Here is a 25,492-nt window from a genome sequence, read left to right as displayed (position 1 = left end):
CGTCTTGCTCATGCAAGCAAAGAACAGCTCGGGCAAGCAAAAGCCGGCGGGCAAGGCCAGGCCCTCCTTCACGGAGACCGGGCGCCGCGCGCAGATCGTCGCCGCGGCGATCGACGTCGTGGCCGAGGTCGGGTACCACCGGGCCTCGTTCGCGAAGATCGCGGAACGCGCCGGGCTGAGCAGCACCGGGATGATCTCGTACCACTTCGACGGGCGGGACGACCTGATGCGCGAACTCGTCGCCGAGGTCCTGCGGCTCGCGGAGGGGTACCTCCGGCCCCGCATCGAGGCCCACGAGAGCTACGCGGCCCGGCTGCGCGCCTCCATCGAGGGCAACCTCGACCTGTTCGCCGAGTATCCGAGCCACCTCTCGGCGATCACCGAGGTCCTCTCCAACCTCCGCGGCGGCGACCCCGGCATGGTCGCCTTCCTGGAGACCACGGAGGCCAACTTCGCCGTCCAGGTGGAGCAGCTGCGCAAGGCGCAACGCGCCGGCGAGTTCCGCGACTTCGACCCGTGGGTGATGGTGCGTGCGATCCGCGCCGCCATCGACGACGTGGTGCGCCGCGCCGGCCACGATCCCGAGCTCGACGTACGGGCCGCCGGCCGGGAGCTGGCGGACCTCTTCGACCACGCCACCAGGAGAACGTCATGACCACTGCCGACACGGGGGAGCACACCATGGCCACGCAACCGGTACCACGGCCCGGCGCGGACGAGCCCGCCGCGGCGGCCGCCCGGGCCCGTACGGCACGGCTGCGCCGGCGGCTCGCCGCCCAGCTGCTCTTCGAACTCGTCCTGCCGCTCGGCTCCTACTACGGGCTGCGCGCGGTCGGCCTGGATCAGTGGCTCGCGATGGCCGTCGGCGGCGTGCTGCTGCTGCCGTGGATCGTCCACGGCATGGTGCGGCAGCGCCGCGTGGAGGCGATGGCGGTGTTCACGCTGAGCCTGGTGGTGGTCGGCACGTTGCTGACGCTGGTCACCGGCAGCCCGCGGGTGATCATGATCCGGGACAGCTGGGTGACCGCCGCGATCGGCCTGTGGGTGCTCGGCACCCTGCTCACCCGGCGGCCGTTCATCATGACCGCCTCGCGCGGCATCGTCATCGCCAAGGTCGGCGAGGCCGGACTGGTCGAGTGGGAGGCGCGGTGGGACGCGGAGCCGAGGTTCCGTCACCACCTGCGGCTGGTCACGGCGGTGTGGGGAGCGGTCTTCCTGCTCGACGCGGTGCTGCGGGTGGTGCTGGCGTACACGATCCCGGTGGACGCCTTCCCGCTCGCCGGCACCGTGCTCTGGCTGGCGCTGCTCGGCACCCTGCTCACCTGGCACAACTGGTACATCACCCGCCACGGCATGAAGCTCTAGCCGGGCCGCCGGGGGCGCCCGAAGTCGATCCGTTCCGGCCGTTCCCGGCCATTGCGCGGAAGTCGTTGCATAAAACTGCTGCCATCCGTATAGTCATGCCATCGAGAAGGAGGATCCAGCGGTCATGACGGTACGAGCAGCAGTCGCCGGTGCGAGCGGATACGCGGGGGGCGAGCTCCTGCGCCTGCTCCTGGGGCACCCGGAGATCGAGATCGGCGCGGTGACCGGGCACACCAGCGCGGGGCAGCGTCTGGGCGCGCTCCAGCCGCACCTGGCCCCGCTCGCCGACCGCGAGCTGGCGGCCACCACGCCCGAGGCGCTGGCCGGCCACGACGTGGTGTTCCTGGCGCTGCCGCACGGCCGGTCCGCGGCGGTCGCCGAACAGCTCGGCCCCGAGGTGCTGGTGGTCGACTGCGGCGCGGACTTCCGGCTGAAGGACGCCGCCGACTGGACGGCGTTCTACGGCTCGCCGCACGCCGGCACCTGGCCGTACGGCCTCCCGGAACTGCCCGGCGGCCGCGCGGCGCTGGAGGGGTCCAAGCGCATCGCGGTCCCGGGTTGCTATCCCACCGCCGTCTCGCTCGCGCTCTTCCCGGCCTACGCCGCCGGCCTCGCCGAGCCGGAGGCCGTGATCGTCGCGGCGTCCGGCACCTCCGGCGCGGGCAAGGCCCTCAAGCCGCACCTGCTCGGCTCCGAGGTCATGGGCTCGATGAGTCCGTACGGCGTCGGCGGCGGGCACCGGCACACCCCGGAGATGATCCAGAACCTCAGCGCGGCGGCCGGCGAGCGGGTCACCGTGTCCTTCACCCCGACGCTGGCGCCGATGCCCCGCGGCATCCTCGCCACCTGCTCGGCGAAGGCCCGGCCCGGTGTGGACGCCGAGACGGTGCGCGCCGCGTACGAGAAGGCGCTGGCCGGCGAGCCGTTCGTCCGGCTGCTGCCCGAGGGACAGTGGCCGGCCACCGCCGCCGTGTACGGCTCCAACGCCGTCCAGATCCAGGTCGCCCTCGACCCGGCGGCCGGCCGGATCATCGCGATCAGCGCCCTCGACAACCTGACCAAGGGAACCGCGGGCGGCGCGGTCCAGAGCATGAACATCGCCCTCGGCCTCCCCGAGGACTTGGGACTTTCCACGATCGGAGTCGCACCGTGAGCGTGACGGCAGCGAAGGGCTTTCTCGCGGCGGGCGTCGCCGCCGGGATCAAGGAGAACGGCAACGCCGATCTCGCCCTGGTGGTCAACAGCGGGCCGCGCCTGGCCGCCGCCGGTGTGTTCACCTCGAACCGCGTCAAGGCGGCGCCGGTCCTGTGGACCGAGCAGGTCCTCAAGGGCGGCCGGGTCTCCGCGGTGATCCTCAACTCCGGTGGCGCCAACGCCTGTACGGGCCCGCTCGGCTTCCAGGACACCCACGCGACCGCGGAGAAGGTCGCCGAGGTGCTCGACGGCCACAGCGCCGGCGAGGTCGCGGTGGCCTCCACCGGCCTGATCGGCGTCCGGCTCCCCATGGACAAGCTGCTGCCCGGCGTCGAGAAGGCCGCGGCCGAACTCACCGGCCACGGCGGCGAGAAGGCCGCGATCGCCATCAAGACCACCGACAGCGTCCACAAGACCGCGCAGGTCACCAAGGACGGCTGGACGGTCGGCGGGATGGCCAAGGGCGCCGGCATGCTCGCTCCCGGCCTGGCCACCATGCTCGCGGTGCTGACCACCGACGCCGACGTGCCGGCCGGACAGCTGGACGCCGCGCTGCGCGCCGCCACCCGCGCCACCTTCGACCGGGTCGACTCCGACGGCTGCATGTCCACCAACGACACCGTGCTGCTGCTGGCCTCCGGCGCCTCCGGCGCCGTCCCGGACGAGGACGCGTTCGCCGAGGCGGTGCGCGAGGTCTGCGACGACCTGGCCCGGCAGCTGATCGGCGACGCCGAGGGCGCCAGCAAGGACATCCGCATCGAGGTCGTCAACGCCGCCAGTGAGGACGACGCGGTCGAGGTCGGCCGCTCCATCGCCCGCAACAACCTGCTCAAGTGCGCCATCCACGGCGAGGACCCCAACTGGGGCCGGGTGCTCTCCGCCATCGGCACCACCTCCGCCGCCTTCGAACCGGACCGGCTCAACGTCGCGATCAACGACGTCTGGGTCTGCAGGAACGGTTCGGTCGGCGAGGACCGGGAGCTGGTGGACATGCGCTACCGCGAGGTGCGGATCACCGCCGACCTCGCCGCCGGCACGGAGTCCGCGGTGATCTGGGCCAACGACCTCACCGCCGACTACGTCCACGAGAACAGCGCGTACTCCTCATGACCGGACCCGCCGCGCACCGGCGCGTACCGGACGGACACCCCACGGAGCGGAACGAGGCCGCCGCATGACCACCCGCAAGCACACCGCGCTCCCCAAGGCCCGCACCCTCATCGAGGCGCTGCCCTGGCTGACCCGCCACCACGGCAAGACGGTGGTGATCAAGTTCGGCGGCAACGCGATGGTGGACGACGAGCTCAAGCGCGCCTTCGCCCAGGACGTGGTCTTCCTGCGGCACGCCGGACTGCGCCCGGTCGTGGTCCACGGCGGCGGCCCGCAGATCAGCGCCCAGCTCGAACTCCTGGGCCTGGCCTCGGAGTTCAAGGCCGGCCTGCGGGTCACCTCGCCCGAGGCGATGAACGTCGTCCGGATGGTGCTGGCCGGCCAGGTCCAGCGCGAGCTGGTCGGCCTGCTCAACGAGCACGGCCCGCTCGCCGTCGGCATGACCGGCGAGGACGCCCGGCTGATGTCCGCCACCAAGCACTACGCGGACGTCGACGGCGAACGGGTCGACATCGGCCGGGTCGGCGAGATCACCGCCATCGACCCCGGCGCGGTGCGGGCGCTGCTGGACGACGGCCGGATCCCGGTGATCTCGTCGGTGGCCCGCAGCAGCGACGACGGCGACGCCTCCGGCGTCTTCAACGTCAACGCCGACACCGCCGCCGCCGCCCTGGCGGCCGCCCTCGGCGCGGAGACCCTGATGGTGCTCACCGACGTCGAGGGCCTCTACGAGGACTGGCCGAACAGCGACGAGGTGATCTCCCGGCTCACCGCGAGCCAGTTGGAGAAGCTGCTGCCCGACCTGGCCAGCGGCATGGTCCCGAAGATGCGGGGCTGTCTGCACGCCGTCCGCAACGGCGTGCGCAACGCCCGGGTCATCGACGGGCGGGTCCAGCACTCGATCCTGCTGGAGATCTTCACCGACGAGGGCATCGGCACGATGGTGGTCCCGGACCCGGTCCCGGTGCGGACCACCGACCCGCACGGCAACGACGTACACCACACCGCGGAGGGGACGGCATGAGCACCGGCACGGCGGCGGACACCCCGACCACCCAGGGCACGGCGAACGACCACGGCCCGGTCACCAACGAGGCACTGACCCGGCGCTGGCAGGGCGCCCTGATGCACAACTTCGGCACTCCCCGCATCCCGCTCGTCCGGGGCGAGGGCGTCACCGTCCACGACGCCGACGGCAGGACCTACCTCGACTTCCTCGGCGGGATCGCGGTCAACGCACTGGGCCACGCCCACCCCGCGGTGGTCCGCGCGGTCTCCGACCAGGTCGCCACCCTCGGCCATGTGTCGAACTTCTTCACCAGCGAGCCGACCGTGGCGCTCGCCGAGCGGCTGCTCGCGCTCGCCGGGCGGCCCGGCCGGGTCTACTTCTCCAACTCCGGCGCCGAGGCCAACGAGGCCGCCTTCAAGATCGGCCGGCTGACCGGCCGGACCCACATGGTCTCCACCGTCGGCGGCTTCCACGGCCGCACCATGGGCGCCCTGGCCCTCACCGGCCAGCCCGCCAAGCAGGACCCGTTCCGCCCGCTGCCCGGCGACGTCGACCACGTCCCGTACGGCGACGTGGCGGCGCTCCGGGCCGCGGTCACCACCGACACCGCCCTCGTCGTCCTGGAGCCCGTCCAGGGCGAGAACGGCGTGGTCGTCCCGCCGCCGGGCTACCTCCGGGCGGCCCGGGAGATCACCGCCGCCACCGGCACCCTGCTGGTCGTCGACGAGATCCAGACCGGCATCGGCCGCACCGGGCACTGGCTGGAGTCGGCGGCCCAGGGCGTCGACGCCGACATCGTCACCCTCGCCAAGGGCCTCGGCGGCGGCCTCCCCATCGGCGCCACCCTCGCCTTCGGGCCGGCCGCCGAGCTGCTCACCCCCGGCTCGCACGGTTCGACGTTCAGCGGCAACCCGGTCGTCTGCGCCGGCGCCCTGGCCGTCCTGGACACCATCGAGGCGGACGGCCTCCTCGACCACGTCCGGCGGGCCGGCGCGCGGCTGCACGCCGGAATCGAGGCCCTGGGGCACCCGTTGGTCGGCCAGGTCCGCGGCGCCGGCCTGCTCCTCGGTATCGTCTTGACCGGGCCCCTCGCGCCACAGGTTCAGCAGGCGGCCCAGGACGCGGGCCTTCTGGTCAACGCGGTCGCGCCGGACGTCATCCGGCTCGCCCCGCCCCTGATCGTCTCCGACGAGCAGGTGGAGACCTTCCTCCAGAAGCTCCCCGGGGTCCTTACGAGGGCCGAGGAATCGGCCGACGGGGAACGATGATCCGGAGACTGACGCAACGATGACCGAGCCGCAGGACACCGACTCGCCGCACAACAACGGCCCGGCCGTGCCGCAGACCCGCACCGCCCGCCACCGCCGGATCGTGGACATCCTCAACCGGCAGCCGGTCCGCTCCCAGAGCCAGCTCGCCAAGCTGCTCGCCGACGACGGGCTCTCCGTCACCCAGGCGACGCTCTCCCGCGACCTGGACGAACTGGGCGCGGTGAAGATCCGCAACACCGGCGGCGAGTTGATCTACGCGGTACCGAGCGAGGGCGGCGACCGCAAGCCGCGCGCCCCGCTCGGGGAGTCGGCCAAGGAGGAGCGGATGCGCCGCCTCGCCGGCGAACTCCTCATCTCCGCCGAGGCGTCCGCCAACCTCGTCGTCCTGCGCACCCCGCCGGGCGCCGCCCAGTTCCTGGCCTCGGCCATCGACCAGGCGGAGCTGCACGACATCCTCGGCACCATCGCCGGAGACGACACCCTCCTCCTCATCAGCCGCGCCCCGTCCGGCGGGCAGGCGCTCGCCGACCACCTGCTGCGGCTGGCCGAGAAGGAGGGCCGCGGGGCCCCGTAACCCGCCCGCCACGACCGTCACCCCCCGTGCGCGAACAACTGCATATAGTGACCGAGGGTCCGTCGACGGACCCCGTGCTCGCCGCCGCGCGAGCCGCCGCCGTACGGGCGGACGCCGCGGAAGCGCGGCCTCCGCACCCTCGACTGCGTCGGCCGGGGCCGGTCCGCAGGAAGGAGCACGGGAGTAGTGAATCCCCAGCGGAAGGCCGGGCGCGCCGGCGCCCTCGGGGCGGCCGCGGTGTGCGGCGCCCTCGTCCTGACGGCCTGCGGTTCGAGCGGTGGCGCAGGCCCCTCCCGCAGTCCGTCCGCCCCCGCGCAGAGCCCGTCGGCCACCGGCGCGTCCGGAATCGCCTGCGGCAAGGCGGCCACCCTGCACGCCTCCGGCTCGACGGCCCAGCAGTACGCGATGAAGTACTGGATCACCACGTACACCAGGGCCTGCCCCGGCACCACGATCAGCTACGACGGCAACGGCTCGGGGGCCGGTCAGGACGACTTCCTGAGCGGCCGCACCGCCTTCGCCGGCTCGGACTCCCCGCTCGGCGCCGACCAGGAGACGCGGTCGGAGAAGGTCTGCGCGGACGGCGGCCGTGCCATCCACCTGCCGATCGTCGGCGGCCCGATCGCGCTCGCCTTCCACCTCCCCGGCGTCGACCGGCTGGTCCTCGACGGCCCCACCCTCGCCAAGATCTTCGACGGAAAGATCACCCGGTGGAACGACCCGGCCGTCGCCCGGCTCAACAAGGACGCCAAGCTGCCCGACACCCCGATCCGGACGTTCCACCGCTCCGACTCCTCCGGCACGACGGACAACTTCACGGCGTATCTCGCCGCCGCCGGCCAGGGCGCCTGGCCGTATCCGCACGCCAAGGAGTGGCCGGCGCACGGCGGCGACGCGGCCAAGGGCTCCGCGGACCTCGCCGCCCAGGTGCAGCGCACCACCGGCGCCATCGGCTACGTCGAGCTGCCGTACGCGGTCGACCGGATGCTGCGCACGATCTCCGTCGACACCGGTGCGCCGACCCCCGCCGACCCCAACGTGACCTCCGCGTCCCACGCCATCGCCGGCGCCAAGACGGTCAACACCGGTCATGACGTCAGGCTCGACCTCGACTACGGCTCCAAGGTCCCCGGCGCCTACCCGATCGACGTGGTCACCTACGAGATCGTCTGCGACAAGGGCAACAGGCCGGAGACCTGGCCCGCCACCAAGGCGTTCCTGACGTACATCGCGAGCCGCAAGGGCCAGCAGAACCTGACCTTCCAGGGGTACGCGACGCTGCCGGCCGCGGTCGTGGACAAGGTCCGCGGCGAGATCGGCGCACTGCCCTGACGGCGGCCGCACAGCGCAAAGGCCCGCTGATCGGGATCTCTCCCGGATCAGCGGGCCTTTCGACACCGTCGGGACGACAGGATTTGAACCTGCGACCCCTTGACCCCCAGTCAAGTGCGCTACCAAGCTGCGCCACGTCCCGGTGCCGCGTTCCGACCGGAGAAGTCCCGGTCGGGGCGTGCAGACAGAAAAATACCCTGTCCGGGCCGTTGAATCCAAAGCGGGCCCCATTCCGGGTGCCGCCGGGCCTCCCGGAGGGCTCTCGGTGACCGTGTTTCGATGGAAAAATGGCGACAAAGATGCAGAAAACGAAGAAGGCGCACCCGTCGCGCACGATCGAGGTGCGGCGGGTGTACGACCCGCCGGATCCGGCGGACGGGACGCGGGTCCTGGTGGACCGGCTGTGGCCCCGGGGGCTGGCCAAGGAGGACGCGCGGCTCGCCGAGTGGTGCAAGGACGTGGCCCCGTCGTCCGAGCTGCGCAAGTGGTACGGGCACGAGGAGGGGCGGTTCGAGGAGTTCGCCGAGCGCTATCGGGGCGAGCTGGCCGAGGGGTCCGCGCGAGAGGCGCTGGGGCATCTGCGCGAGCTGGCGGCGGACGGCCCGCTGACGCTGCTGACGGCCACGAAAGAGGTGCCGCTGAGTCATGCGGCGGTGCTGAAGGAGGCGCTCCGAAAGCGCTGACCTGGGATTTCCATGTTCGTTGACGAAGCATACGGCCGAGTGCATAATTATGCCTAGCTGCGTATGCATCGTAAGGAGAGACCCATGACCGAGCGTGTCGTACTCGCCTACTCGGGCGGCCTTGACACCTCCGTCTGCATCGGCTGGATAGCCGAGGCGACGGGTGCGGAGGTCATCGCCGTCGCCGTGGACGTCGGCCAGGGCGGCGAGGACCTGGACGTCATCCGCAAGCGCGCGCTCGCCTGCGGTGCCGTGGAGGCCGAGGTCGCCGACGCCGAGGACGAGTTCGCCGAGGAGTACTGCCTCCCGGCGATCAAGGCCAACGCCCTCTACATGGACCGGTATCCGCTGGTCTCCGCGCTGTCCCGGCCGGTCATCGTCAAGCACCTGGTCGCCGCGGCCGCGAAGCACGGCGCGACCACGGTCGCCCATGGATGCACCGGCAAGGGGAACGACCAGGTCCGGTTCGAGGCCGGCATCGCCTCCCTCGCCCCCGGCCTGAAGTGCCTCGCCCCGGTCCGCGACTACGCGATGACCCGGGACCGCGCGATCGCCTTCTGCGAGGCCAAGGGCCTCCCGATCGCGACCACGAAGAAGTCGCCGTACTCCATCGACCAGAACGTCTTCGGGCGGGCCGTGGAGACCGGCTTCCTGGAGGACATCTGGAACGCGCCGGTCGAGGACGTCTACGAGTACACCCAGGACCCCGCCGCCCCGCGCGAGCCCGACGAGGTCGTCATCACCTTCGAGGCGGGCGTGCCGGTCGCCCTCGACGGGGTGCCGGTCACGGTCCTGGAGGCCGTCCGGCAGCTCAACGAGCGGGCCGGCGCGCAGGGCGTCGGCCGGATCGACCTGGTCGAGGACCGGCTGGTCGGCATCAAGTCCCGCGAGGTGTACGAGGCGCCGGGCGCGATCGCCCTGATCACCGCGCACCAGGAGCTGGAGAACGTCACCGTCGAGCGCGAACTGGCCCGCTACAAACGGCAGGTGGAGCAGCGCTGGGGCGAGCTGGTCTACGACGGCCTGTGGTTCTCGCCGCTCAAGCGGGCCCTGGACGGCTTCGTCGAGGAGGCCAACGCCACCGTCTCCGGCGACATCCGGATGACGCTGCACGGCGGCCGCGCGGTGGTCACCGGCCGGCGCTCCGAGCAGTCGCTGTACGACTTCGACCTCGCCACCTACGACACCGGCGACACGTTCGACCAGTCGCTCTCCAAGGGCTTCATCGAACTCTTCGGCATGTCGAGCAAAATCGCCGCGCGGCGTCACCTGGCCGCCGGAGCCCGACGCGACCTGGTGTAGTACACCGCAACCCCGCCGGCGGGCGGCCGGCCACCACCTCATCCACGGAGGAGCAGTACAAGTGAGCAACGGCAACACCGGTGACGTCCGGCTCTGGGGCGGACGGTTCGCGGACGGACCGGCCGAGGCCCTGGCGAAGCTGTCGGCCTCGGTGCACTTCGACTGGCGCCTGGCCCCGTACGACATCGCCGGCTCGCGCGCCCACGCCCGCGTGCTCAACAAGGCGGGCCTGCTCACCGAGGACGAGCTGGCGCGCATGCTCGACGGGCTGGACCGGCTCGAAGCCGACGTCGCCGCCGGCGAGTTCGTGGGCACCGTCGCCGACGAGGACGTGCACACCGCCCTGGAGCGCGGGCTGCTGGAGCGGCTCGGCCCGGACCTCGGCGGCAAGCTGCGGGCCGGCCGGTCCCGCAACGACCAGGTCGCCACGCTCTTCCGGATGTACCTGCGCGACCACGCCCGGATCGTCGGCGGGCTGCTCGCCGAGCTCCAGGAGGCGCTGATCGGCCTCGCCGAGGCGCACCCGGACGTCGCCATGCCGGGCCGTACCCACCTCCAGCACGCCCAGCCGGTGCTCTTCGCCCACCACGTGCTCGCCCACGTCCAGGCGCTGTCCCGGAACGCCGAGCGGCTGCGGCAGTGGGACGAGCGCACCGCGGTCTCGCCGTACGGGTCCGGTGCGCTGGCCGGCAGCAGCCTCGGCCTGGACCCGGAGGCGGTCGCCGCGGACCTCGGCTTCGAGCGCGGTTCGGCGGGCAACTCCATCGACGGCACGGCCGCGCGGGACTTCGTCGCGGAGTTCGCCTTCATCACCGCGATGATCGGGGTCGACCTGTCCCGGATCGCCGAGGAGGTGATCATCTGGAACACCAAGGAGTTCTCCTTCGTGACCCTGCACGACGCCTTCTCCACCGGCTCGTCGATCATGCCGCAGAAGAAGAACCCGGACATCGCGGAGCTGGCGCGGGGCAAGTCCGGGCGCCTGATCGGCAACCTGACGGGCCTGCTGGCGACGCTGAAGGCCCTGCCGCTGGCGTACAACCGCGACCTACAGGAGGACAAGGAGCCGGTCTTCGACTCCTGCGACCAACTGGAGGTGCTACTCCCGGCGTTCACCGGGATGATGGCCACCCTGACCGTCAACCGCGCGCGGATGGAGGAGCTGGCGCCGGCCGGCTTCTCGCTCGCCACCGACATCGCCGAGTGGCTGGTCAAGCAGGGCGTGCCGTTCCGGGTGGCGCACGAGGTGGCCGGCGCGTGCGTCAAGGAGTGCGAGGCGCAGGGCATCGAGCTGGACGAGCTCACCGACGAGCAGTTCGCCAAGATCTCCCCGCATCTGACGCCCGAGGTCCGCGGCGTCCTCGACGTCCCCGGCGCGCTCGCGGCGCGTGACGGCCGCGGCGGCACCGCGCCGTCGGCGGTGGCGGTGCAGCTCGCCGAGCTGCGGGCGGACCTGGTCCGGCAGCAGGAGTGGGCCGTGGCGAAGAAGTGACGGCGCCCGGCCGGCGCGGGGTGCGTCGGCCGGCGAGGGCGGTCTCCACTCGGAGGCCGCCCTTTTCCGTCTTTCGCCGGAAAAGGATGAGACGTTCGTGTCTCATTCGGGTACTCTGTGTCTCATGGCCGTAGACCGGGAACATGTACTCACAGAGGCCGCGGCGCTGCTCACCCGCCGCGCGACGACGTCGATGGACGAGATCGCGCGCGCCGCGGGCATCAGCCGGGCGACCCTGCACCGGCACTTCGCCGGCCGCGACGCGCTGATCCGCGCCCTGGAGGAGCACGGCATCGAGCGGTTCGCCCGGGCCATGGACGCCGCCCGGCTCGACGAGGGGGACGCCGCCGGGGCGCTGCGCCGGCTGGTCCGCGAGGCCGAGCCGGTGGCCGGCGTGCTGGCCTTCCTCTTCACCGAGAACCAGCTCTTCGAGAGCGGCCCGGTCAACGCCGGCTGGGCCCGGCTCGACGCCCGGCTCGCCGCGCTGTTCCGCCGCGGGCAGGAGGACGGCGACTTCCGGGTCGACCTCAGCTCGGTCTGGCTGACCGAGGCGTTCTACGGCCTCCTCGGCGCCGGCGCCTGGGCGGTGCACGAGGGCCGCCTCGCGCGCGGCGACCTCGACCACTCGATCGTCGAGCTGCTGCTCGGCGGCATCCGACGGAGCATGGAGAAATGAGCGAACCCATAGCCGCAAGGCAGGCCGGTCCGGCCTCAGGGCGGGCCGGTTCGGCCCATGTGGACGAACAGCCCCGACCGGGCCGCTGGCTGGCGCTCTCGGTCCTGGTCCTGGCGGTCCTGCTGGTCGCCGTCGACGCCACCGTCCTCGGGCTCGCCACCCCGTTCCTCAGCGAGGATCTGAAGCCGTCCGGCACCCAGTTGCTGTGGATCGGCGACGTCTACTCCTTCGTCATCGCCGGCCTGCTGGTCTCCATGGGCAGCCTCGGCGACCGGATCGGCCGGAAGAAGCTGCTGCTGATCGGCTCGGTGGCGTTCGGCGCACTGTCGGTGCTCGCGGCCTACGCGAGCACCCCGGAGATGATGATCGTCGCCCGGGCCCTCCAGGGCATGGCCGGTGCGACGCTGATGCCGTCCACGCTCGCGCTGATCCGCAACCTCTTCCACGACCCCAGGGAACGCAGCCTGGCGATCGGCATCTGGGGCGCCATGGCCTCCGCCGGTACGGCGGTCGGGCCGGTCCTCGGCGGCTTCCTGCTCGGCCACTTCTGGTGGGGCTCGGTCTTCCTGATCAACCTTCCGGTGATGGCGCTGCTGGTCGTCGTCGGCGCCAAGGTGATCCCGGAGTCCCGCAACCCGGACCCGGGCCCGTGGGACGTCCCCAGCGTCCTGCTGTCGCTGGTCGGCGTCGTCGGCGTCGTCTACGCCGTCAAGGAGGCGGCGGTGCACGGCCTGCGCTGGGACATCGGCCCGGCCGCCGTCATCGGTCTGCTCGCCCTGCTGCTGTTCGTCCGGCGCCAGCTCACCCTCGACTCGCCACTGCTGAACATGAAGCTCTTCCAGCACCGGGGCTTCTCCGGCGCGGTCCTGGCCGACCTGCTGACCATCCTCGGGCTGTCCGGACTGGTCTTCTTCCTCTCGCAGTTCCTCCAGATGGTGCAGATGCGCTCGCCGTTCGACGCCGGGCTGGTCGAACTCCCGGCCGCGGTCGGCGCGGTGGGCGCCGGACTGGCCGCCGGCTGGGTCGCCCGGCGGCTGTCGGTGCGGCTGGTGGTGGCCGGCGGCCTCGCGGTGGTCGGCCTCTCGCTCGCCGGCTGCACGGCCCTGCACGCCGACACCGGCACCCTCGCGCTGTGCATCATCCTCTTCGTCGTGGGCATCGGCGCCGGCTTCGCCTTCACGGTCACCGCCGACGTCATCCTCTCCAGCGTGCCCAAGGAGGAGGCCGGCGCCGCCTCCGCGGTCTCCGAGACCGCCTACGAACTCGGCGCCGCGCTCGGCATCGCCCTGCTGGGCTCCATCGTCACCAGCATCTACCAGGGCTTCGCCACCCCCGCAGGAGTCCCCGGACCCGCCGCCGACGCCGCCCGCGCCTCGCTCGGCGGTGCCGTGGACGCCGCCGCTCACCTCCCCGCCGAGCAGAGCGCCGCCCTGCTGAAGGCCGCTCAGGACTCCTTCGTCAGCGGCGTGGACACCGCGGCCGGCGTGGGCGCGGTGGTGCTGCTGGGCGCCGCGGTGGCCGCGTGGTTCCTGCTCCGCGGCCAGAAGCTGGCCGACAGCGCGCCGCCGCGGCCCGCGGAGGACGCGGAGGCCGCACCGGTGGCCGGCTCCACCGGCGGCGGTCCGGCCGAGCGCCGGTGACCGCCCCGCCGCTCCCGCCCGGGCACCCGTAAGGGCCCACCCGGCAGGCGAACGAGGGACACCGCCCCGCCCCCTGCCCCCGCCCAGGCGTGTCCCGTGGATCGCGACCGCGCGCACCGGCCATGATCCACAGGACACGCCCCTGGGGGCGACTGTCCCCTGCCGTTCACGCCCGGTACGCGTCGTGGTGGCCGGTTGTCCCGCGCGGCTCGTTTGACTCTCCCGTCGTCCCCCCAACGGTCGGACCCGCTCAGGAGAGTGACGAGTGCGCGACATCGGACGACGGTCCTTCGTAACCGCCGCGGGGGCGATGGCCACCGCCAGCGCGATCGGCAGCAACGCCTACGCCACCGGCCACGCCCGTGACGCCGCGACGGCCGACGAGTACGTCGACGTCCAGCTGCTCAACATCACCGATCTGCACGGCTATCTGCAGGGCGCCCCCGGCGCCAACTCCGTGATCACCGGCGCCGGCGGCAGGCGCTACACCGTCGGCGGCGTCGCCTACATGGCCGCCCACCTGGAGCGGCTGCGCGCCGGGCGGCGCAACTCCCTCTTCTTCGCCCCCGGCGACCTCTTCTCCGGCTGGGAGTTCGACGCCGCCTCCTTCGCCGACGAGCCGACGATCGAGGCCCTCAACGCGCTGGGCCTGGACTTCGCCTCGGCCGGCAACCACGAGTTCGACAAGTCGACGGTCTTCCTCCGCGAGCACATGGAGCGCGGCGAGCCGTTCCCGGAGGTCGGCCGGGACGTCTCCTTCACCGACTCCACCGGCCACCGCTTCCGCGGCGCGAACTTCCCCTACTACAGCGCCAACATGGTCCGGCACGACACCGGCCGGCGGGTGCTGCCGCCCTACAACATCGTCCACGTGGACGCCGGCCACGGCCGCCGGCTGCCGATCGGCTTCATCCACCTGACCGCCATCGGAACCGAGTCCTTCCCCGGCTCCTACCAGCCCGGACTGCGCACCCTGGACGAACTGGAGACCGCCAACCGCTGTGCGGCCGCCCTCAAGAGACGGGGCGTCAACGCGATCGTCCTCAGCATGCACGACGGCGCGGTCGCCGGCGGAGACTTCCAGAGCGGCAGCAACCCCTCCGGCCCGGCCTACGAACTGGCGCTTCGGGTCTCGCCCGACATCGACGCCATCGTCACCGGCCACTGGCACTGCGCCTTCACCATGATGCTGCCCGACCCCAAGGGCGAGCCCCGCCCGTTCGTCGAGGCCGGCTGCTACGGCCAGATCATCAACGAGATCAACCTGCGGCTGGACCCGTCCACCGGCAAGGTCGTCCGCGCCCTGACCACCTCCGTCAACCACCCCAACACCCGTGACGTGACGCCGGATCCGGAGCTGAAGTCGATCGCCGACTACTGGGCCGGCTACGGCGCCCGCCGTGCCCGCACCCGCATCGGCACCCAGACCGCCTCCTTCACCCGGCGCCGCAACGAGGTGGGGGAGTCCACCATGGGCAACCTCGTCGCCGACTGGGCGCTGTGGGCGGGCCGCCGGCCGCACGGCCCGATGGACGACCCCGGCGGGCACCGCAACGTCCCCGCCGAACTCGCCGTCATCGCGCTGGCCCCGCGGGTCGGCGCCGCGATCATCGCCGGGGACCTGGTACATGACGAAGCGTCAGGCGGCGCGGTCACCTTCGGACAGGCGTGGAGCGCGGTCGGCTACGGCGACCCGATCATGACCGTCACGGTCACCGGCCGGCAGATCCACGACGCCCTGGAACAGCAGTGGGCCCCGACCGCCGGCGGCGGCATCTCCTTCTCCCCGCTGGCCGTCTCCGGCAACGTCCGCTACACCTTCGACGCCTCCGGCCCGGCCGGGCACCGCATCGACCCCGACGAGATCCTCGTAGACGGCCGCCCGCTCGACGTCTCCCGCCGCTACCGCCTCGCCGCGCCCTCGTACACCCTCATCAACCAGGACGGGTTCAGCGCCTTCACCGGCTTCACCGAACCCGTCCGGCACGCCCGCGACTTCGAGAGCTTCATCGCCTACATCCGCACCAGACGCCGGCTCTCGCCGACCGAACCCGACCGCGTCACGGCCCGCAACGGCCACCTCCCCGGCGCCCGCGTCGGCTCCGTCGCCGAGCACCAGCAGCTCCTCCAGCTCGACGCGACCCTGTCGCCGCGCCCGGAGGTCGCCCTGCGCACCGCGCTGACCGGCGACGCCGAGGGCCAACGCGCGCCCGGCGGCTTCCAGGTGCCCTGCTGACCGGCCCGGCAGCGCCCGCGCCCGCCGGCCGGGCCGGGAACGGCGAGGGGCCCCGTCCGGCTGCGGACAGGGCCCCTTCGTCATGCGCGGGGAGGGTCAGGCGGCGCGGGCCTTGGTGGCGTAGACGTCCACGTACTCCTGGCCGGACAGCTCCATGACGTCGCTCATCACCTCGTCGGTGACCGCCCGCAGGACGTAGCGGTCGCGGTCCATGCCCTCGTAGCGCGAGAAGTCCAGCGGCTCACCGAACCGCACGGTCACCGGGGCGAGATGCGGGCGGCCCTTGCCGCCGGGCTGCACCTTGTCCGTGCCGATCATGGCGAACGGGACGACCGGGGCGCCGGTCATCAGCGCGAGCCGGGCGACACCGGTCCGGCCGCGGTACAGCCGGCCGTCGGGGGAGCGGGTGCCCTCCGGGTAGATGCCGAAGGCGTGGCCCTCGTCCAGGATCCGCCGGCCGGTCATCAGCGCCGCGACCCCGCCGTGCCCGCCGTCGCGGTCCACCGGGACCATGCCGGCGGTGGTGAAGAACCAGGCCATCAACCGGCCCTTGATCCCCTTGCCGGTGACGTACTCGTCCTTGCCGATGAAGAACACCGGGCGTTCGACCACCAGGCTCAGGAAGATCGAGTCGATGAACGTGACGTGGTTGCCGGCCATGATGACCGGGCCGGTCTCCGGGATCCGCTCGATGCCCTCGACCTTCGGGCGGAACAGGACACGCATCAGAAGTCCGAGGATCGCCTTCAGCACAATGCGGGACAACAGGGCCCTCCGGGTCGTGGTGGTCAGGTTCAGGGCGGCGCAGCGCTCCGCAGCCCAGGACCATACTCGCGGGTCACTACGGCGCGCACATCGGGTTCACCGGGCCGATACGCAGAGTTGACATGCGTTACTTCCATGTTCCGCGCGGTATCCCTGCACGTCTCGCCGACATCACCCGTCCGTGCTTACGATCAGTGCCGTCCCGGGAGAGGGGCGCACACGCCTCGCGGGACACCTTGATACACCGGAACGTCCTGGAACGCCCGGAACATCACCGGGCCGACCGGGGCACACGACGCAGAACGAGGAGCGCGGGCATGGAGAAGCGGCACGAACCGGGACGGCGGACGGTACTGGGAGCCGCGGCCCTGGGCGGAGCGGCGGTACTGGCCGGCGCGGGAGAGGCCCAGGCGGCCCCGGCGGGCCGGGCGAAGCGGCCGGCACCCGCCGGGCGGCCGGAGAAGCTGCCGGTCCCGCTGGTCGTCGGCCACCGGGGCGCCAGCGGCTACCGCCCCGAACACACCCTGGGCTCCTACGAACTGGCCCTCGCGATGGGCGCGGACGTCATCGAGGCCGGTGACCTCGTCCCCACCAAGGACGGGCACCTGATCCTGCGCCACGAGCCCGACATCAGCGGCACCACCGACGTCGCGCGGCACCCGGAGTTCGCCGGCCGCAAGACGACCAAGACCATCGACGGCAAGAAGATCACCGGCTGGTTCACCGAGGACTTCACGCTCGCCGAGATCAAGACGCTGCGCGCCACGGAGCGCATAGCGGACGTGCGCCAGCACAACACCCTCTACAACGGCGTCTGGCCCGTCCTCACCTTCGAAGAGGCCCTGCAGTGGGCCGAGAAGAAGGGGCGCGAGCGCGGCCGCCCGGTCTGGCTGCACATCGAGACCAAGCACCCCACCTACTTCCGCAAGCTGGGCCTGGGTCTGGAGGAGCGGCTCGCCAAGCTGCTGCGCCGCTACGGCCGGCACACCGCGCACGCCCCGAACTTCCTGCAGTCCTTCGAGCCCAGCAGCCTCAAGCGGCTCGGCGAACTCGGCGTGAAGTGCCCGAAGGTCGTCCTGCTGGACGAGCCCTCCGTCCGGCCCGCGGACTTCGTCGAGGCCGGCGACCCGCGCACCACCGCCGACCTGCTCAAGCCCGAGGGGCTCAAGTGGATCGCCGGCATCGCCCAGGGCATCGGCCCCTGGCTGCCGCAGATCATCGCGCAGGACGAGAAGGGCAAGCTCGGCAAGCCCACCACCCTGGTCCGTGACGCGCACGCCGCCGGACTGGTCGTCCACCCGTACACCGTGCGGAACGAGAACAGCTTCCTGCCGCTGGACTTCCAGGTCGGCAAGAACCCGGGCGACTACGGCAACTCGCTCGCGTACTTCAAGGCGCTCTTCGCCACCGGCATCGACGGCCTGTTCTCCGACAACCCGGACACCGCGGTGCTGGCCGCCCAGGAGTTCCGCCGGCACTGACGCCGCGCCTTGGGACCGGCGCCGTGCCACCCGCCCCCGTACTCATCTGAGTTGGGAATGTCACAGGGGAGCTTGGCGCCGGTCCGTTCCGCTTGTCCCCTATGCCCCCGCAGAATGCACCGGGCGGAGATTGCCGCTGCCGTATACCGGGGAGTCCGGAAGCGGACAGCGAACCGCAGCGCACATCGAACTGAATGGGGAGGCACACAGGCATGGGCACGAGCGTGACCATCTCGACGGCGACCGACGGCGAAGCCGAGCAGATCCTCAAACTCCAGTACCTCTGCTACCAGACCGAGGCCGCGCTCTACGACGACTACGGCATCGAGCCGCTGACCCAGACCCTGGACTCGCTGCGCGCCGAACTCGCCGAGGGCTGCGTCATGGTGGCCAGACTCGGCCAGGAGGTCGTCGGCTCGGTGCGCGGCACGGTCGACGCCGAGGGCACGGCCCGGATCGGCAAACTGATCGTGCACCCCCGGCTCCAGCGGCACGGGCTCGGCGGGCGGCTGCTGGCCGCCGTCGAGCAGCGGCTGGCGCAGGAGCGCTCCGCCACGCGCTACCGTCTCTTCACCGGCGACCGCAGCGAGGGCAACCTCCGGCTCTACCGCAGCCACGGCTACGCCCCCGTCGGCACCGAGCAGCTGACCCGCCGGCTCGCCCTGGTCACGCTGGAGAAGGAGCTGACCCCGGCCTCGTGACGCCGGACCGGGCCCGCACCGAAAGGCGGGCCCGGAGCTCCCACCGTGTGCGCTACGCCGCGGCCGCGCGGTTCCGGCGCAGCCACAGCAGCCCGGTGACCGGCAGCGCGATCGGGATGAAGAGGTACTCCATGCCGAAGTACGACCAGACCGTGGAGTCCGCGAACGCCGCCGGGTCCACCACCGTCCAGGCGCCGATGCCGATCACCCCGAGCAGCTCCAGCGCGCAGCAGACCACCGCCGCCCGGCGGGCCCCCTCGCCGCCGCGCACCAGCGAGACCGTGATGAAGCCGTAGACCAACGCGGAGACCGCCGACAGCACGTACGCCAGCGGGGCGCGGTCGAACTGGGCGATCAGCTGGTACAGCGAGCGGGACGCGGCGGCCACGGTGAACACGCCGTAGACGGTGACCAGCAACCGCCCGGGGCCCGCGCCCAGCCTCGTGACCGGATCCCGGTCGATGGTGTCCTCGGCGGCCCCGGCCGCCGCGGTCTTCGGGGCAGCCTCAGGCACTGCCGCCTCCCCAGATGTCGAAGAGCCGAACTTCCAGAACGGCCAGCACCACGGAGCCCGCGGCGACGGTGGCCGAACCCCACCGGGTCCGCTCGGAGAGCGACATGAACCCGGTCGCCGGGACGCACGCGGCCGCCCCGAGCAGATACGCCAGGAACAGCGCGGTCCCCTTGTCCGGGGACTGCCCGCGCGCCAACTGCACGAACGCGACGACCAGTTGGACCACGGCCAGCACGGACACCACGGCCATGCCGATGAAGTGCCAGTCCTTGGTGGGTTCGTTGCGGTACGCGGCGAAGCCGCACCAGGCGGCCAGCGCGAGAGCGGCCACGCCGACCGCGAGCGTCAGCGCGTCGATCACCGCGGCCTCCGGGCGGCGCGGCGGCCGCGCGCCGTGGGGTTGTGGGGCATGGGCCCGATGCTAATCGGCGCCGGGCCGGTCACCGCGCCCGGCCCCGTCCTCGCCCGCCGGCCGTGGTGTTGGCCACAGCCGCCCCCGCACCGGCGTGCCCCTCCGGTCGCCGGGCCCCGCCCGGCCGGTGGCATCGGCGCAGGCCACGCCCGCCCGCCCGAGATCATCCGGTCCGGCGGGCCGCGGTCCACGGGGCGGGCACCGCTGTCCGGTATGCGGACGGGCTTGATCGGGCCACGCCGCTGTCTGGTTTACTGGCCGCCATGACCACGACGAGCCGCCGCACCCCCGCGACCGAGGCGTTCACCGCGCCCGGTGCTCGTCGCATGTGTCGAATGTGTGACCGCTGAGGGCCCCCGCCTGTGCCTCGCGCCCCGAAGCGAGACCCTTCCCCCAAGCTCTGACGGAGCAGGGGGACCCCATCATGAGTCGAACGCCGCCCCCCGGCGCCATCGGCCGCCCCGCGTCACCGGAACCCGGAGCCGGGCCCCGCGCCCACCGCAGCTCCCCGTTTCCCCCCTGCCGCACTCGCCAGCATGCCCCGTGCCCGGTGGGCCAGCCACCGAGCACTCGACAGTGACGGAATTCCCTGTGATCACCACAACGGGCCTGACCAAGGTCTACCGGTCGGGAGGCCGCGAGGTCACCGCCCTGGACGGCGTCGACCTGCACGTCCGAGAGGGCGAGGTGTACGGCGTCATCGGCCAGAGCGGCGCCGGCAAGTCCACCCTCATCCGCTGCCTCAACCTCCTGGAGCGCCCCACCTCCGGCACGGTCACCGTCGCCGGCCAGGACCTCACCGCCCTCGGCGGACGGGGACTGCGCGCGGGCGCCGCCCTGCGCGCCGCGCGCAGCCACATCGGCATGGTCTTCCAGCACTTCAACCTGCTGTCCTCGCGCACCGTCCAGGACAACGTCGAACTGCCCCTGGAGATCCTCAAGGTCGGCCGCCACGACCGCGCCCGCAAGGCGCTGGAGCTGCTGGACCTGGTCGGCCTCGCCGACAAGGCCAAGGCGTACCCCGCCCAGCTCTCCGGCGGCCAGAAGCAGCGCGTCGGCATCGCCCGCGCCCTGGCCGGCGACCCCAAGGTGCTCCTCTCCGACGAGGCCACCAGCGCCCTCGACCCCGAGACCACCCGCTCCATCCTGACGCTGCTGCGCGACCTCAACCGGCAGCTGGGCCTGACCGTCGTCCTCATCACGCACGAGATGGACGTCGTCAAGACCATCTGCGACTCCGCCGCGCTGATGAAGGGCGGCCGGGTCGTCGAACACGGCACCGTCGCCGAACTCCTCGCCACCCCCGGCTCCGAGCTGGCCCGCGAGCTGTTCCCGGTCGGCGGCGAGCCCTCCGCCGAGGACCGCACCGTCGTCGACGTCACCTTCCACGGCGCGGCCGCCACCCGCCCGGTGATCTCGGAGCTGGCCCGCACCTACAACGTCGACATCTCCATCCTCGGCGCCGCCATGGACACCGTCGGCGGCAAGCAGGTCGGCCGGATGCGCATCGAGCTGCCCGGCCGCTTCGAGGACAACGTCGTCCCCATCGGCTTCCTGCGCGAGCAGGGCCTCCAGGTGGATATCGTCGGCGAGGACACCACCCCGGCGACCGCCGCCCCGCTCCGGAAGGAAGGTGCCCAGTGAGCTGGCACGACATGCAGCCGCTGCTCTCCGACGCCACCCTCGACACCCTCTTCATGGTGTGGTGGTCCACGTTCTACGCGGTCCTCGTCGGCATCCCCGTCGGCGTCCTGCTGCACCTGACCGACCGCGGCGCCATGCTCCAGAACGTCGTGGTCAACAAGGTCCTCGGCGCGATAGCGAACATCGGGCGGTCCTTCCCGTTCCTGATCCTGATCGTGGTGCTGATGCCGCTGACCCGCCTCCTGGTCGGCGTCGCCATCGGCCCGACCGGCGCGGTGGTCCCGCTCACCATCGCGGCCATCCCGTTCTTCGCCCGCCTCGTGGAGGCCGCACTGCGCGAGGTCGACCACGGGCTCGTCGAGGCGGCCCAGGCGATGGGCGGCGGCACCTGGACCGTCATCTTCAAGGTGCTGCTCCCGCAGGCGCTGCCCGCCCTGGTCGCCGCCGTCACCACCACCGTCATCACGCTGATCGGCTACTCGGCGATCGCCGGCGCGGTCGGCGGCGGCGGGCTGGGCGCCCTCGCCTACAACTACGGCTATCTCCGGTACGAGACCTCGCTCATGATCATCACCGTGGTCGAGCTGATCGTCATCGTCACCGTCGCCCAGCTCCTGGGCGATCTGATCGTCCGCCGGCTCGCCCGCCGCGGCGCCCGTGCCTCCTCCCTGCGGGTCGGCCTGCGCCGGGTCCGCAGCGAGGAGCCGGCCCCGGTCACCGAGGCCGCCTGACCCCCTGGACCACCCGCGTCACCCGCACCCCCAAGGCCCGGACCCTTTGCCGGGCGCAGCCCACACGGAACCCCCGTGTGCACAGGAAAGAGGCACTCTTCGTGCGCAACACCATCAAGATCACCGCGGCCATAGCCGCCGCCTCCGCCGTCGCCCTCGGCGCGAGCGCGTGCAGCGCCCCCTCCGACACCTCCGCGAGCAGCGACAAGAACGCCCCGCTCGTCATCGCCGCCAGCCCCACCCCGCACGCCACGATCCTCGACTACGTCAAGGAGAAGCTGGCGCCGCAGGCGGGCCTCAAGCTGGTCGTGAAGACCTTCAACGACTACAAGCTGCCCAACAAGGTCACCGACGACGGCGAGGTCGACGCCAACTTCTTCCAGCACAAGCCGTTCCTGGACACCTACAACAAGGAGAACGGCACCCACATCGTCCCGGTCGTCAACGTCGAGATCGAGCCGCTGGGGGTCTATTCCAAGAAGATCCACAAGCTCTCCGAGCTCAAGCCCGGCTCCACCGTCTCGGTCCCCAACGACCCGTCCAACGAGGGCCGCGCGCTCAAGCTGCTCGCCGACAACGGCGTCATCACCCTCAAGCCGGGCGTCGGCTCCGACGCCACGCTGACCGACGTCAAGGACAACAAGGGCATCAAGATCACCGAGCTGGAGGCCGCCCAGACCGCGCCCCACCTCACCGACGTCGACGCCGCCGTCATCAACGGCAACTTCGCCGTCGGCGCCAAGCTCAAGCCCTCCACCGACGCGCTGGCCCTGGAGAAGGCGAAGGGCAACCCCTACGCCAACTTCCTCGCCGTCAAGCAGGGCAAGGAGAACGACCCCCGGATCAAGAAGCTCGCCCAGCTCCTCAACTCCGACGAGGTCAAGAAGTTCATCGAGAACACCTACAAGGACGGCTCGGTCATCCCGGCCTTCGGCCCGGTCAAGAGCTGACGCCCCACCGCCCGGCCCCTGCGGGGGAGGGCGGGTACGGCCGACGGGCCCCGGCCGCGCCACCCGCGCGACCGGGGCCCCTGCGCGTGGCACGCCCACCTGCCGATGCTGCATGCTGGTGCATTCAAGACGGTCAGGACGGTTCCCGGCCTCGCGGAGCAAACGGCCCGCGACGCCCCGGAGCACCCCAGTCAACGGCGTTGGAGCATCGGCATGACATCCACCTTTCCGGACATCTCCCTCAGCACGGACCGGTTGGTGCTGCGCGCGCTCGACGAGGACGACATCCCCGCCCTGGCCGCGATGATGAACGACGAACTGGTCGCCGCCTGGACCGCGGTGCCCCAGCCCTTCACCGAGGACGCCGCCCGCAACTGGGTCACCCGCTACGCGCCCACCGAACGCATCGCCGGACGCGGCCTGGACCTCGCCGTCACCGAGTTCCTCACCCAGCGCCTGGTCGGCATCGTCCAGCTCGGCAACACCAACTGGCGGGTCCGCTCCACCGAGCTCTCCTACATCGTCGGCTCCTGGGCCCGCGGCGAGGGCTACGCCTCCGAGGCGGCCCTGGCCACCGCCCGCTGGCTCTTCCAGGACCAGAAGTTCGAGCGCCTGGAACTCCGCACCGCCGCCGGCAACACCGCCTCCCAGCAGGTCGCCCAGAAGATCGGCTGCATCAGCGAGGGAGTGCTCCGCAGCGCCTGCATAGCCCGGACCCGCGCGGACGACGGCACCTGGAGCGACCTCCGCACCGACCAGATCGTCTGGAGCCTGCTCCCCGAGGACCTCGACGGACTCCCCGACCAGACCGTCGGCGCGAGCGGCTTCGCCTACCCCGAGTGGAACTGACCCCCACAGCACCTCCCGGCCGCGGCCGCCGGGGTACCCTCGGCCTGCCGGACGGCGCCCGGGACCGTCCCGACCAGCGCGGACCGGCACCCCGCAGCACCCCCGGACGGCGGCCACCGCACCCGTCGACCGCCCCCCGGAACCGCACCTTCCCCCCAGGAGACTGACGAGCATGGCCGACCGGGTCACGGTGATCGGCTGGGACGGCTCTCCGCTGACCGCCGCCGGCCGCTCCGCCCTCGGTGCCGCGACCCTCGTCGCCGGCGCCGCCCACCACCTCGCGCTGCCCGAGGTCCCGCCGGCCGCCGAACGCATCCGGCTCGGCAGCGTCACCCTGGCCGCCCGCCGCATCGCCCAGCACCGCGGCACCGCCGTCGTCCTCGCCGACGGCGACCCCGGCTTCTTCGGCGTCGTCCGCACCCTGCGCGCCCCCGAATACGGCCTGGAGGTCGAGGTGGTGCCGGCCGTCTCCTCCGTCGCCGCCGCCTTCGCCCGGGCCGGTATGCCCTGGGACGACGCCCAGGTCGTCGTCGCCCACAGCCGCGACCTGCGCCGCGCGGTCAACGTCTGCCGCGCCCACACCAAGGTCGCGGTGCTCACCTCGCCCGGCGCCGGACCCGCCGAACTCGCCCTCCTCCTGGAAGGTGTGCACCGCACCTTCGTCATCTGCGAGGACCTCGGCACCGAACGGGAACAGGTGACGGTCCTCACATCCGACAAGGTCGCCGACCACGTCTGGCGCGACCCCAACGTCGTCATCGTCGTGGGCGGTTCGCCTTCCGGTGCCGCCGCCCAGGGCACCGGCTGGATGGCCGGAGCCCCCGTCAACAGGGCCGGCGATCCGACCGGCCCGCGCGGCTGGGGACTTCCCGGCCGGGCCTACGGCGGCGCCCTCGGCGAGGGCGAGTCCGTGCAGCTGCGCACCGCCCAACTCGCCCGCCTCGGGCCGCGGGTGGGCGACCTGGTCTGGGACATCGGCTCGGGCAGCGGCGCGGCCGCGGTGGAGGCCGCGCGGTTCGGCGCCGCGGTCATCGCGGTCGACGCCGACCCCGACGCCTGCGACCGCGCCGCCGCCCTGGCCCGCCGGCACGGCGTCCAACTCCAGGCCGTGCACGGCCGTGCGCCGCAGATCCTGGAGGACCTCCCGGAGCCCGACGTGGTCCGCATCGGCGTCGGGGGAGCGGACGTGGTCACCGCCTGCGCGGCCCGCCGCCCCGAGCGGATCGTCACCCACGCCGCGACCCGCGACGAGGCCGAGACGCTCGGCCGGGCACTCGCCGACGGCGGCTACGAAGTCGAGTGCGCGCTGCTGCAGTCCGTGGAACTCGACACTTCCGTTTGGGTCGAACGTGAACGCTCTGTGGTGTTTTTGCTGAGCGGCTATCGCGTTCCTCACCCGTGACCAGGAAGACCACCCGCGCGAGGTAGGCTGGCGGATCGTTGCGCCGCCGTTCCGCGTTCGGCTTCGTACGCCAATATCCGGAAAATGCCGTGGTTTTGGACGAAAATGAAGCACTTGGGTGCGGACGTGCCGGGAGACGTGCTCGCTCGTTCTCGCTAT

At 72.2% G+C, this 25,492-nt stretch carries 24 protein-coding genes and 1 tRNA gene; 21 read left to right on the top strand and 4 right to left on the bottom strand.

Annotated features, from left to right (window positions below; all coding sequences use genetic code 11):
• Positions 1-10 precede the first annotated feature (10 nt).
• The 8 genes from K2224_RS23695 to pstS all read left to right on the top strand — a co-directional run bounded on the left by K2224_RS23695 (position 11) and on the right by pstS (position 7,855).
• Positions 11-655: a TetR/AcrR family transcriptional regulator gene (locus tag K2224_RS23695; RefSeq protein WP_221908518.1), complete on the top strand. Its 645-nt coding sequence runs from the start codon at positions 11-13 to the stop codon at positions 653-655.
• Positions 652-1,365, top strand: coding sequence for a VC0807 family protein (locus K2224_RS23690; RefSeq protein ID WP_221908517.1), 714 nt, complete (start codon positions 652-654; stop codon positions 1,363-1,365). The genes K2224_RS23695 and K2224_RS23690 overlap by 4 nt, the downstream gene beginning before the upstream one ends.
• Positions 1,366-1,489: 124 nt before the next feature.
• Positions 1,490-2,518 (top strand): N-acetyl-gamma-glutamyl-phosphate reductase, encoded by a 1,029-nt coding sequence (argC, locus tag K2224_RS23685; protein WP_221908516.1) that lies wholly within the window; start codon positions 1,490-1,492, stop codon positions 2,516-2,518.
• Positions 2,515-3,669, top strand: a complete 1,155-nt coding sequence (argJ, locus tag K2224_RS23680) for a bifunctional glutamate N-acetyltransferase/amino-acid acetyltransferase ArgJ (RefSeq protein ID WP_221908515.1) — start codon at positions 2,515-2,517, stop codon at positions 3,667-3,669. The genes argC and argJ overlap by 4 nt, the downstream gene beginning before the upstream one ends.
• A gap of 64 nt (positions 3,670-3,733) precedes the next feature.
• On the top strand, positions 3,734-4,693 hold the full coding sequence (gene argB, locus K2224_RS23675; RefSeq protein WP_221908514.1) for an acetylglutamate kinase: 960 nt from the start codon (positions 3,734-3,736) through the stop codon (positions 4,691-4,693).
• Entirely contained in the window at positions 4,690-5,946 is a 1,257-nt protein-coding gene (locus K2224_RS23670) for an acetylornithine transaminase (RefSeq protein ID WP_313904790.1), read from the top strand. Before argB ends, K2224_RS23670 begins: the two co-directional genes overlap by 4 nt.
• 19 nt (positions 5,947-5,965) lie before the next feature.
• Positions 5,966-6,523 (top strand): arginine repressor, encoded by a 558-nt coding sequence (locus K2224_RS23665; RefSeq protein WP_221908513.1) that lies wholly within the window; start codon positions 5,966-5,968, stop codon positions 6,521-6,523.
• 186 nt (positions 6,524-6,709) lie between these two features.
• Positions 6,710-7,855, top strand: a complete 1,146-nt coding sequence (gene pstS / locus K2224_RS23660; protein WP_221908512.1) for a phosphate ABC transporter substrate-binding protein PstS — start codon at positions 6,710-6,712, stop codon at positions 7,853-7,855.
• A gap of 68 nt (positions 7,856-7,923) precedes the next feature.
• Here pstS and K2224_RS23655 read toward each other — a convergent pair.
• Positions 7,924-7,997, bottom strand: a tRNA-Pro gene (locus K2224_RS23655).
• Positions 7,998-8,142: 145 nt separating this feature from the next.
• Between K2224_RS23655 and K2224_RS23650 the strand changes: the two genes are divergently transcribed.
• The 6 genes from K2224_RS23650 to K2224_RS23625 all read left to right on the top strand — a co-directional run bounded on the left by K2224_RS23650 (position 8,143) and on the right by K2224_RS23625 (position 15,884).
• The gene (locus tag K2224_RS23650) at positions 8,143-8,538 is read left to right on the top strand and encodes a DUF488 domain-containing protein (RefSeq protein WP_260692934.1); all 396 of its coding nucleotides are present in this window, start codon (positions 8,143-8,145) and stop codon (positions 8,536-8,538) included.
• 84 nt (positions 8,539-8,622) lie between these two features.
• Complete coding sequence (locus tag K2224_RS23645) at positions 8,623-9,840, top strand: argininosuccinate synthase (RefSeq protein ID WP_221908511.1); 1,218 nt, start codon at positions 8,623-8,625, stop codon at positions 9,838-9,840.
• A gap of 61 nt (positions 9,841-9,901) precedes the next feature.
• Positions 9,902-11,332: an argininosuccinate lyase gene (gene argH / locus K2224_RS23640; protein WP_221908510.1), complete on the top strand. Its 1,431-nt coding sequence runs from the start codon at positions 9,902-9,904 to the stop codon at positions 11,330-11,332.
• A gap of 124 nt (positions 11,333-11,456) precedes the next feature.
• Complete coding sequence (locus tag K2224_RS23635) at positions 11,457-12,008, top strand: TetR/AcrR family transcriptional regulator (RefSeq protein ID WP_221908509.1); 552 nt, start codon at positions 11,457-11,459, stop codon at positions 12,006-12,008.
• Positions 12,005-13,648, top strand: a complete 1,644-nt coding sequence (locus K2224_RS23630; protein ID WP_260692933.1) for an MFS transporter — start codon at positions 12,005-12,007, stop codon at positions 13,646-13,648. Before K2224_RS23635 ends, K2224_RS23630 begins: the two co-directional genes overlap by 4 nt.
• Positions 13,649-13,913: 265 nt before the next feature.
• A complete protein-coding gene (locus tag K2224_RS23625) occupies positions 13,914-15,884 on the top strand; it encodes a bifunctional UDP-sugar hydrolase/5'-nucleotidase (RefSeq protein WP_221908508.1) in 1,971 nt (656 codons plus the stop codon).
• Positions 15,885-15,980: 96 nt separating this feature from the next.
• Here the strand turns inward: K2224_RS23625 and K2224_RS23620 are convergent, their stop codons facing one another.
• A complete protein-coding gene (locus tag K2224_RS23620) occupies positions 15,981-16,649 on the bottom strand; it encodes a 1-acyl-sn-glycerol-3-phosphate acyltransferase (RefSeq protein ID WP_221908507.1) in 669 nt (222 codons plus the stop codon).
• Between the two features lie 317 nt (positions 16,650-16,966).
• Here K2224_RS23620 and K2224_RS23615 point away from each other — a divergent pair, with 317 nt between their 5' ends.
• A complete protein-coding gene (locus K2224_RS23615; protein ID WP_221908506.1) occupies positions 16,967-18,130 on the top strand; it encodes a glycerophosphodiester phosphodiesterase in 1,164 nt (387 codons plus the stop codon).
• A gap of 212 nt (positions 18,131-18,342) precedes the next feature.
• The gene (locus tag K2224_RS23610; protein WP_221908505.1) at positions 18,343-18,831 is read left to right on the top strand and encodes a GNAT family N-acetyltransferase; all 489 of its coding nucleotides are present in this window, start codon (positions 18,343-18,345) and stop codon (positions 18,829-18,831) included.
• A gap of 52 nt (positions 18,832-18,883) precedes the next feature.
• On the opposite strand, the gene K2224_RS23605 is transcribed toward K2224_RS23610, so the two are convergent.
• Positions 18,884-19,345, bottom strand: coding sequence for a hypothetical protein (locus tag K2224_RS23605; protein WP_221908504.1), 462 nt, complete (start codon positions 19,343-19,345; stop codon positions 18,884-18,886).
• Positions 19,338-19,706, bottom strand: a complete 369-nt coding sequence (locus tag K2224_RS23600; protein ID WP_221908503.1) for a hypothetical protein — start codon at positions 19,704-19,706, stop codon at positions 19,338-19,340. Before K2224_RS23600 ends, K2224_RS23605 begins: the two co-directional genes overlap by 8 nt.
• Before the next feature lie 642 nt (positions 19,707-20,348).
• Here K2224_RS23600 and K2224_RS23595 point away from each other — a divergent pair.
• The 5 genes from K2224_RS23595 to cbiE all read left to right on the top strand — a co-directional run bounded on the left by K2224_RS23595 (position 20,349) and on the right by cbiE (position 25,333).
• Positions 20,349-21,401 carry a methionine ABC transporter ATP-binding protein gene (locus tag K2224_RS23595; protein WP_221908502.1) on the top strand — a complete coding sequence of 351 codons (1,053 nt, stop codon included), beginning with the start codon at positions 20,349-20,351 and terminating at the stop codon, positions 21,399-21,401.
• Positions 21,398-22,132 carry a methionine ABC transporter permease gene (locus K2224_RS23590; protein WP_221908501.1) on the top strand — a complete coding sequence of 245 codons (735 nt, stop codon included), beginning with the start codon at positions 21,398-21,400 and terminating at the stop codon, positions 22,130-22,132. Before K2224_RS23595 ends, K2224_RS23590 begins: the two co-directional genes overlap by 4 nt.
• A gap of 101 nt (positions 22,133-22,233) precedes the next feature.
• Positions 22,234-23,082 (top strand): MetQ/NlpA family ABC transporter substrate-binding protein, encoded by an 849-nt coding sequence (locus K2224_RS23585; protein WP_221908500.1) that lies wholly within the window; start codon positions 22,234-22,236, stop codon positions 23,080-23,082.
• A 213-nt stretch (positions 23,083-23,295) separates the two neighbouring features.
• Positions 23,296-23,931 (top strand): GNAT family N-acetyltransferase, encoded by a 636-nt coding sequence (locus K2224_RS23580; protein ID WP_221908499.1) that lies wholly within the window; start codon positions 23,296-23,298, stop codon positions 23,929-23,931.
• A gap of 172 nt (positions 23,932-24,103) precedes the next feature.
• On the top strand, positions 24,104-25,333 hold the full coding sequence (gene cbiE, locus K2224_RS23575; RefSeq protein WP_221908498.1) for a precorrin-6y C5,15-methyltransferase (decarboxylating) subunit CbiE: 1,230 nt from the start codon (positions 24,104-24,106) through the stop codon (positions 25,331-25,333).
• The last annotated feature ends 159 nt before the right edge of the window (positions 25,334-25,492 follow it).

It is taken from the genome of Streptomyces sp. BHT-5-2 (genome assembly GCF_019774615.1).
Taxonomy (GTDB): domain Bacteria; phylum Actinomycetota; class Actinomycetes; order Streptomycetales; family Streptomycetaceae; genus Streptomyces.
The sequence above is the reverse complement of the archived record's forward strand: the minus strand, read 5'-3'. Positions and strand labels throughout refer to the sequence as shown.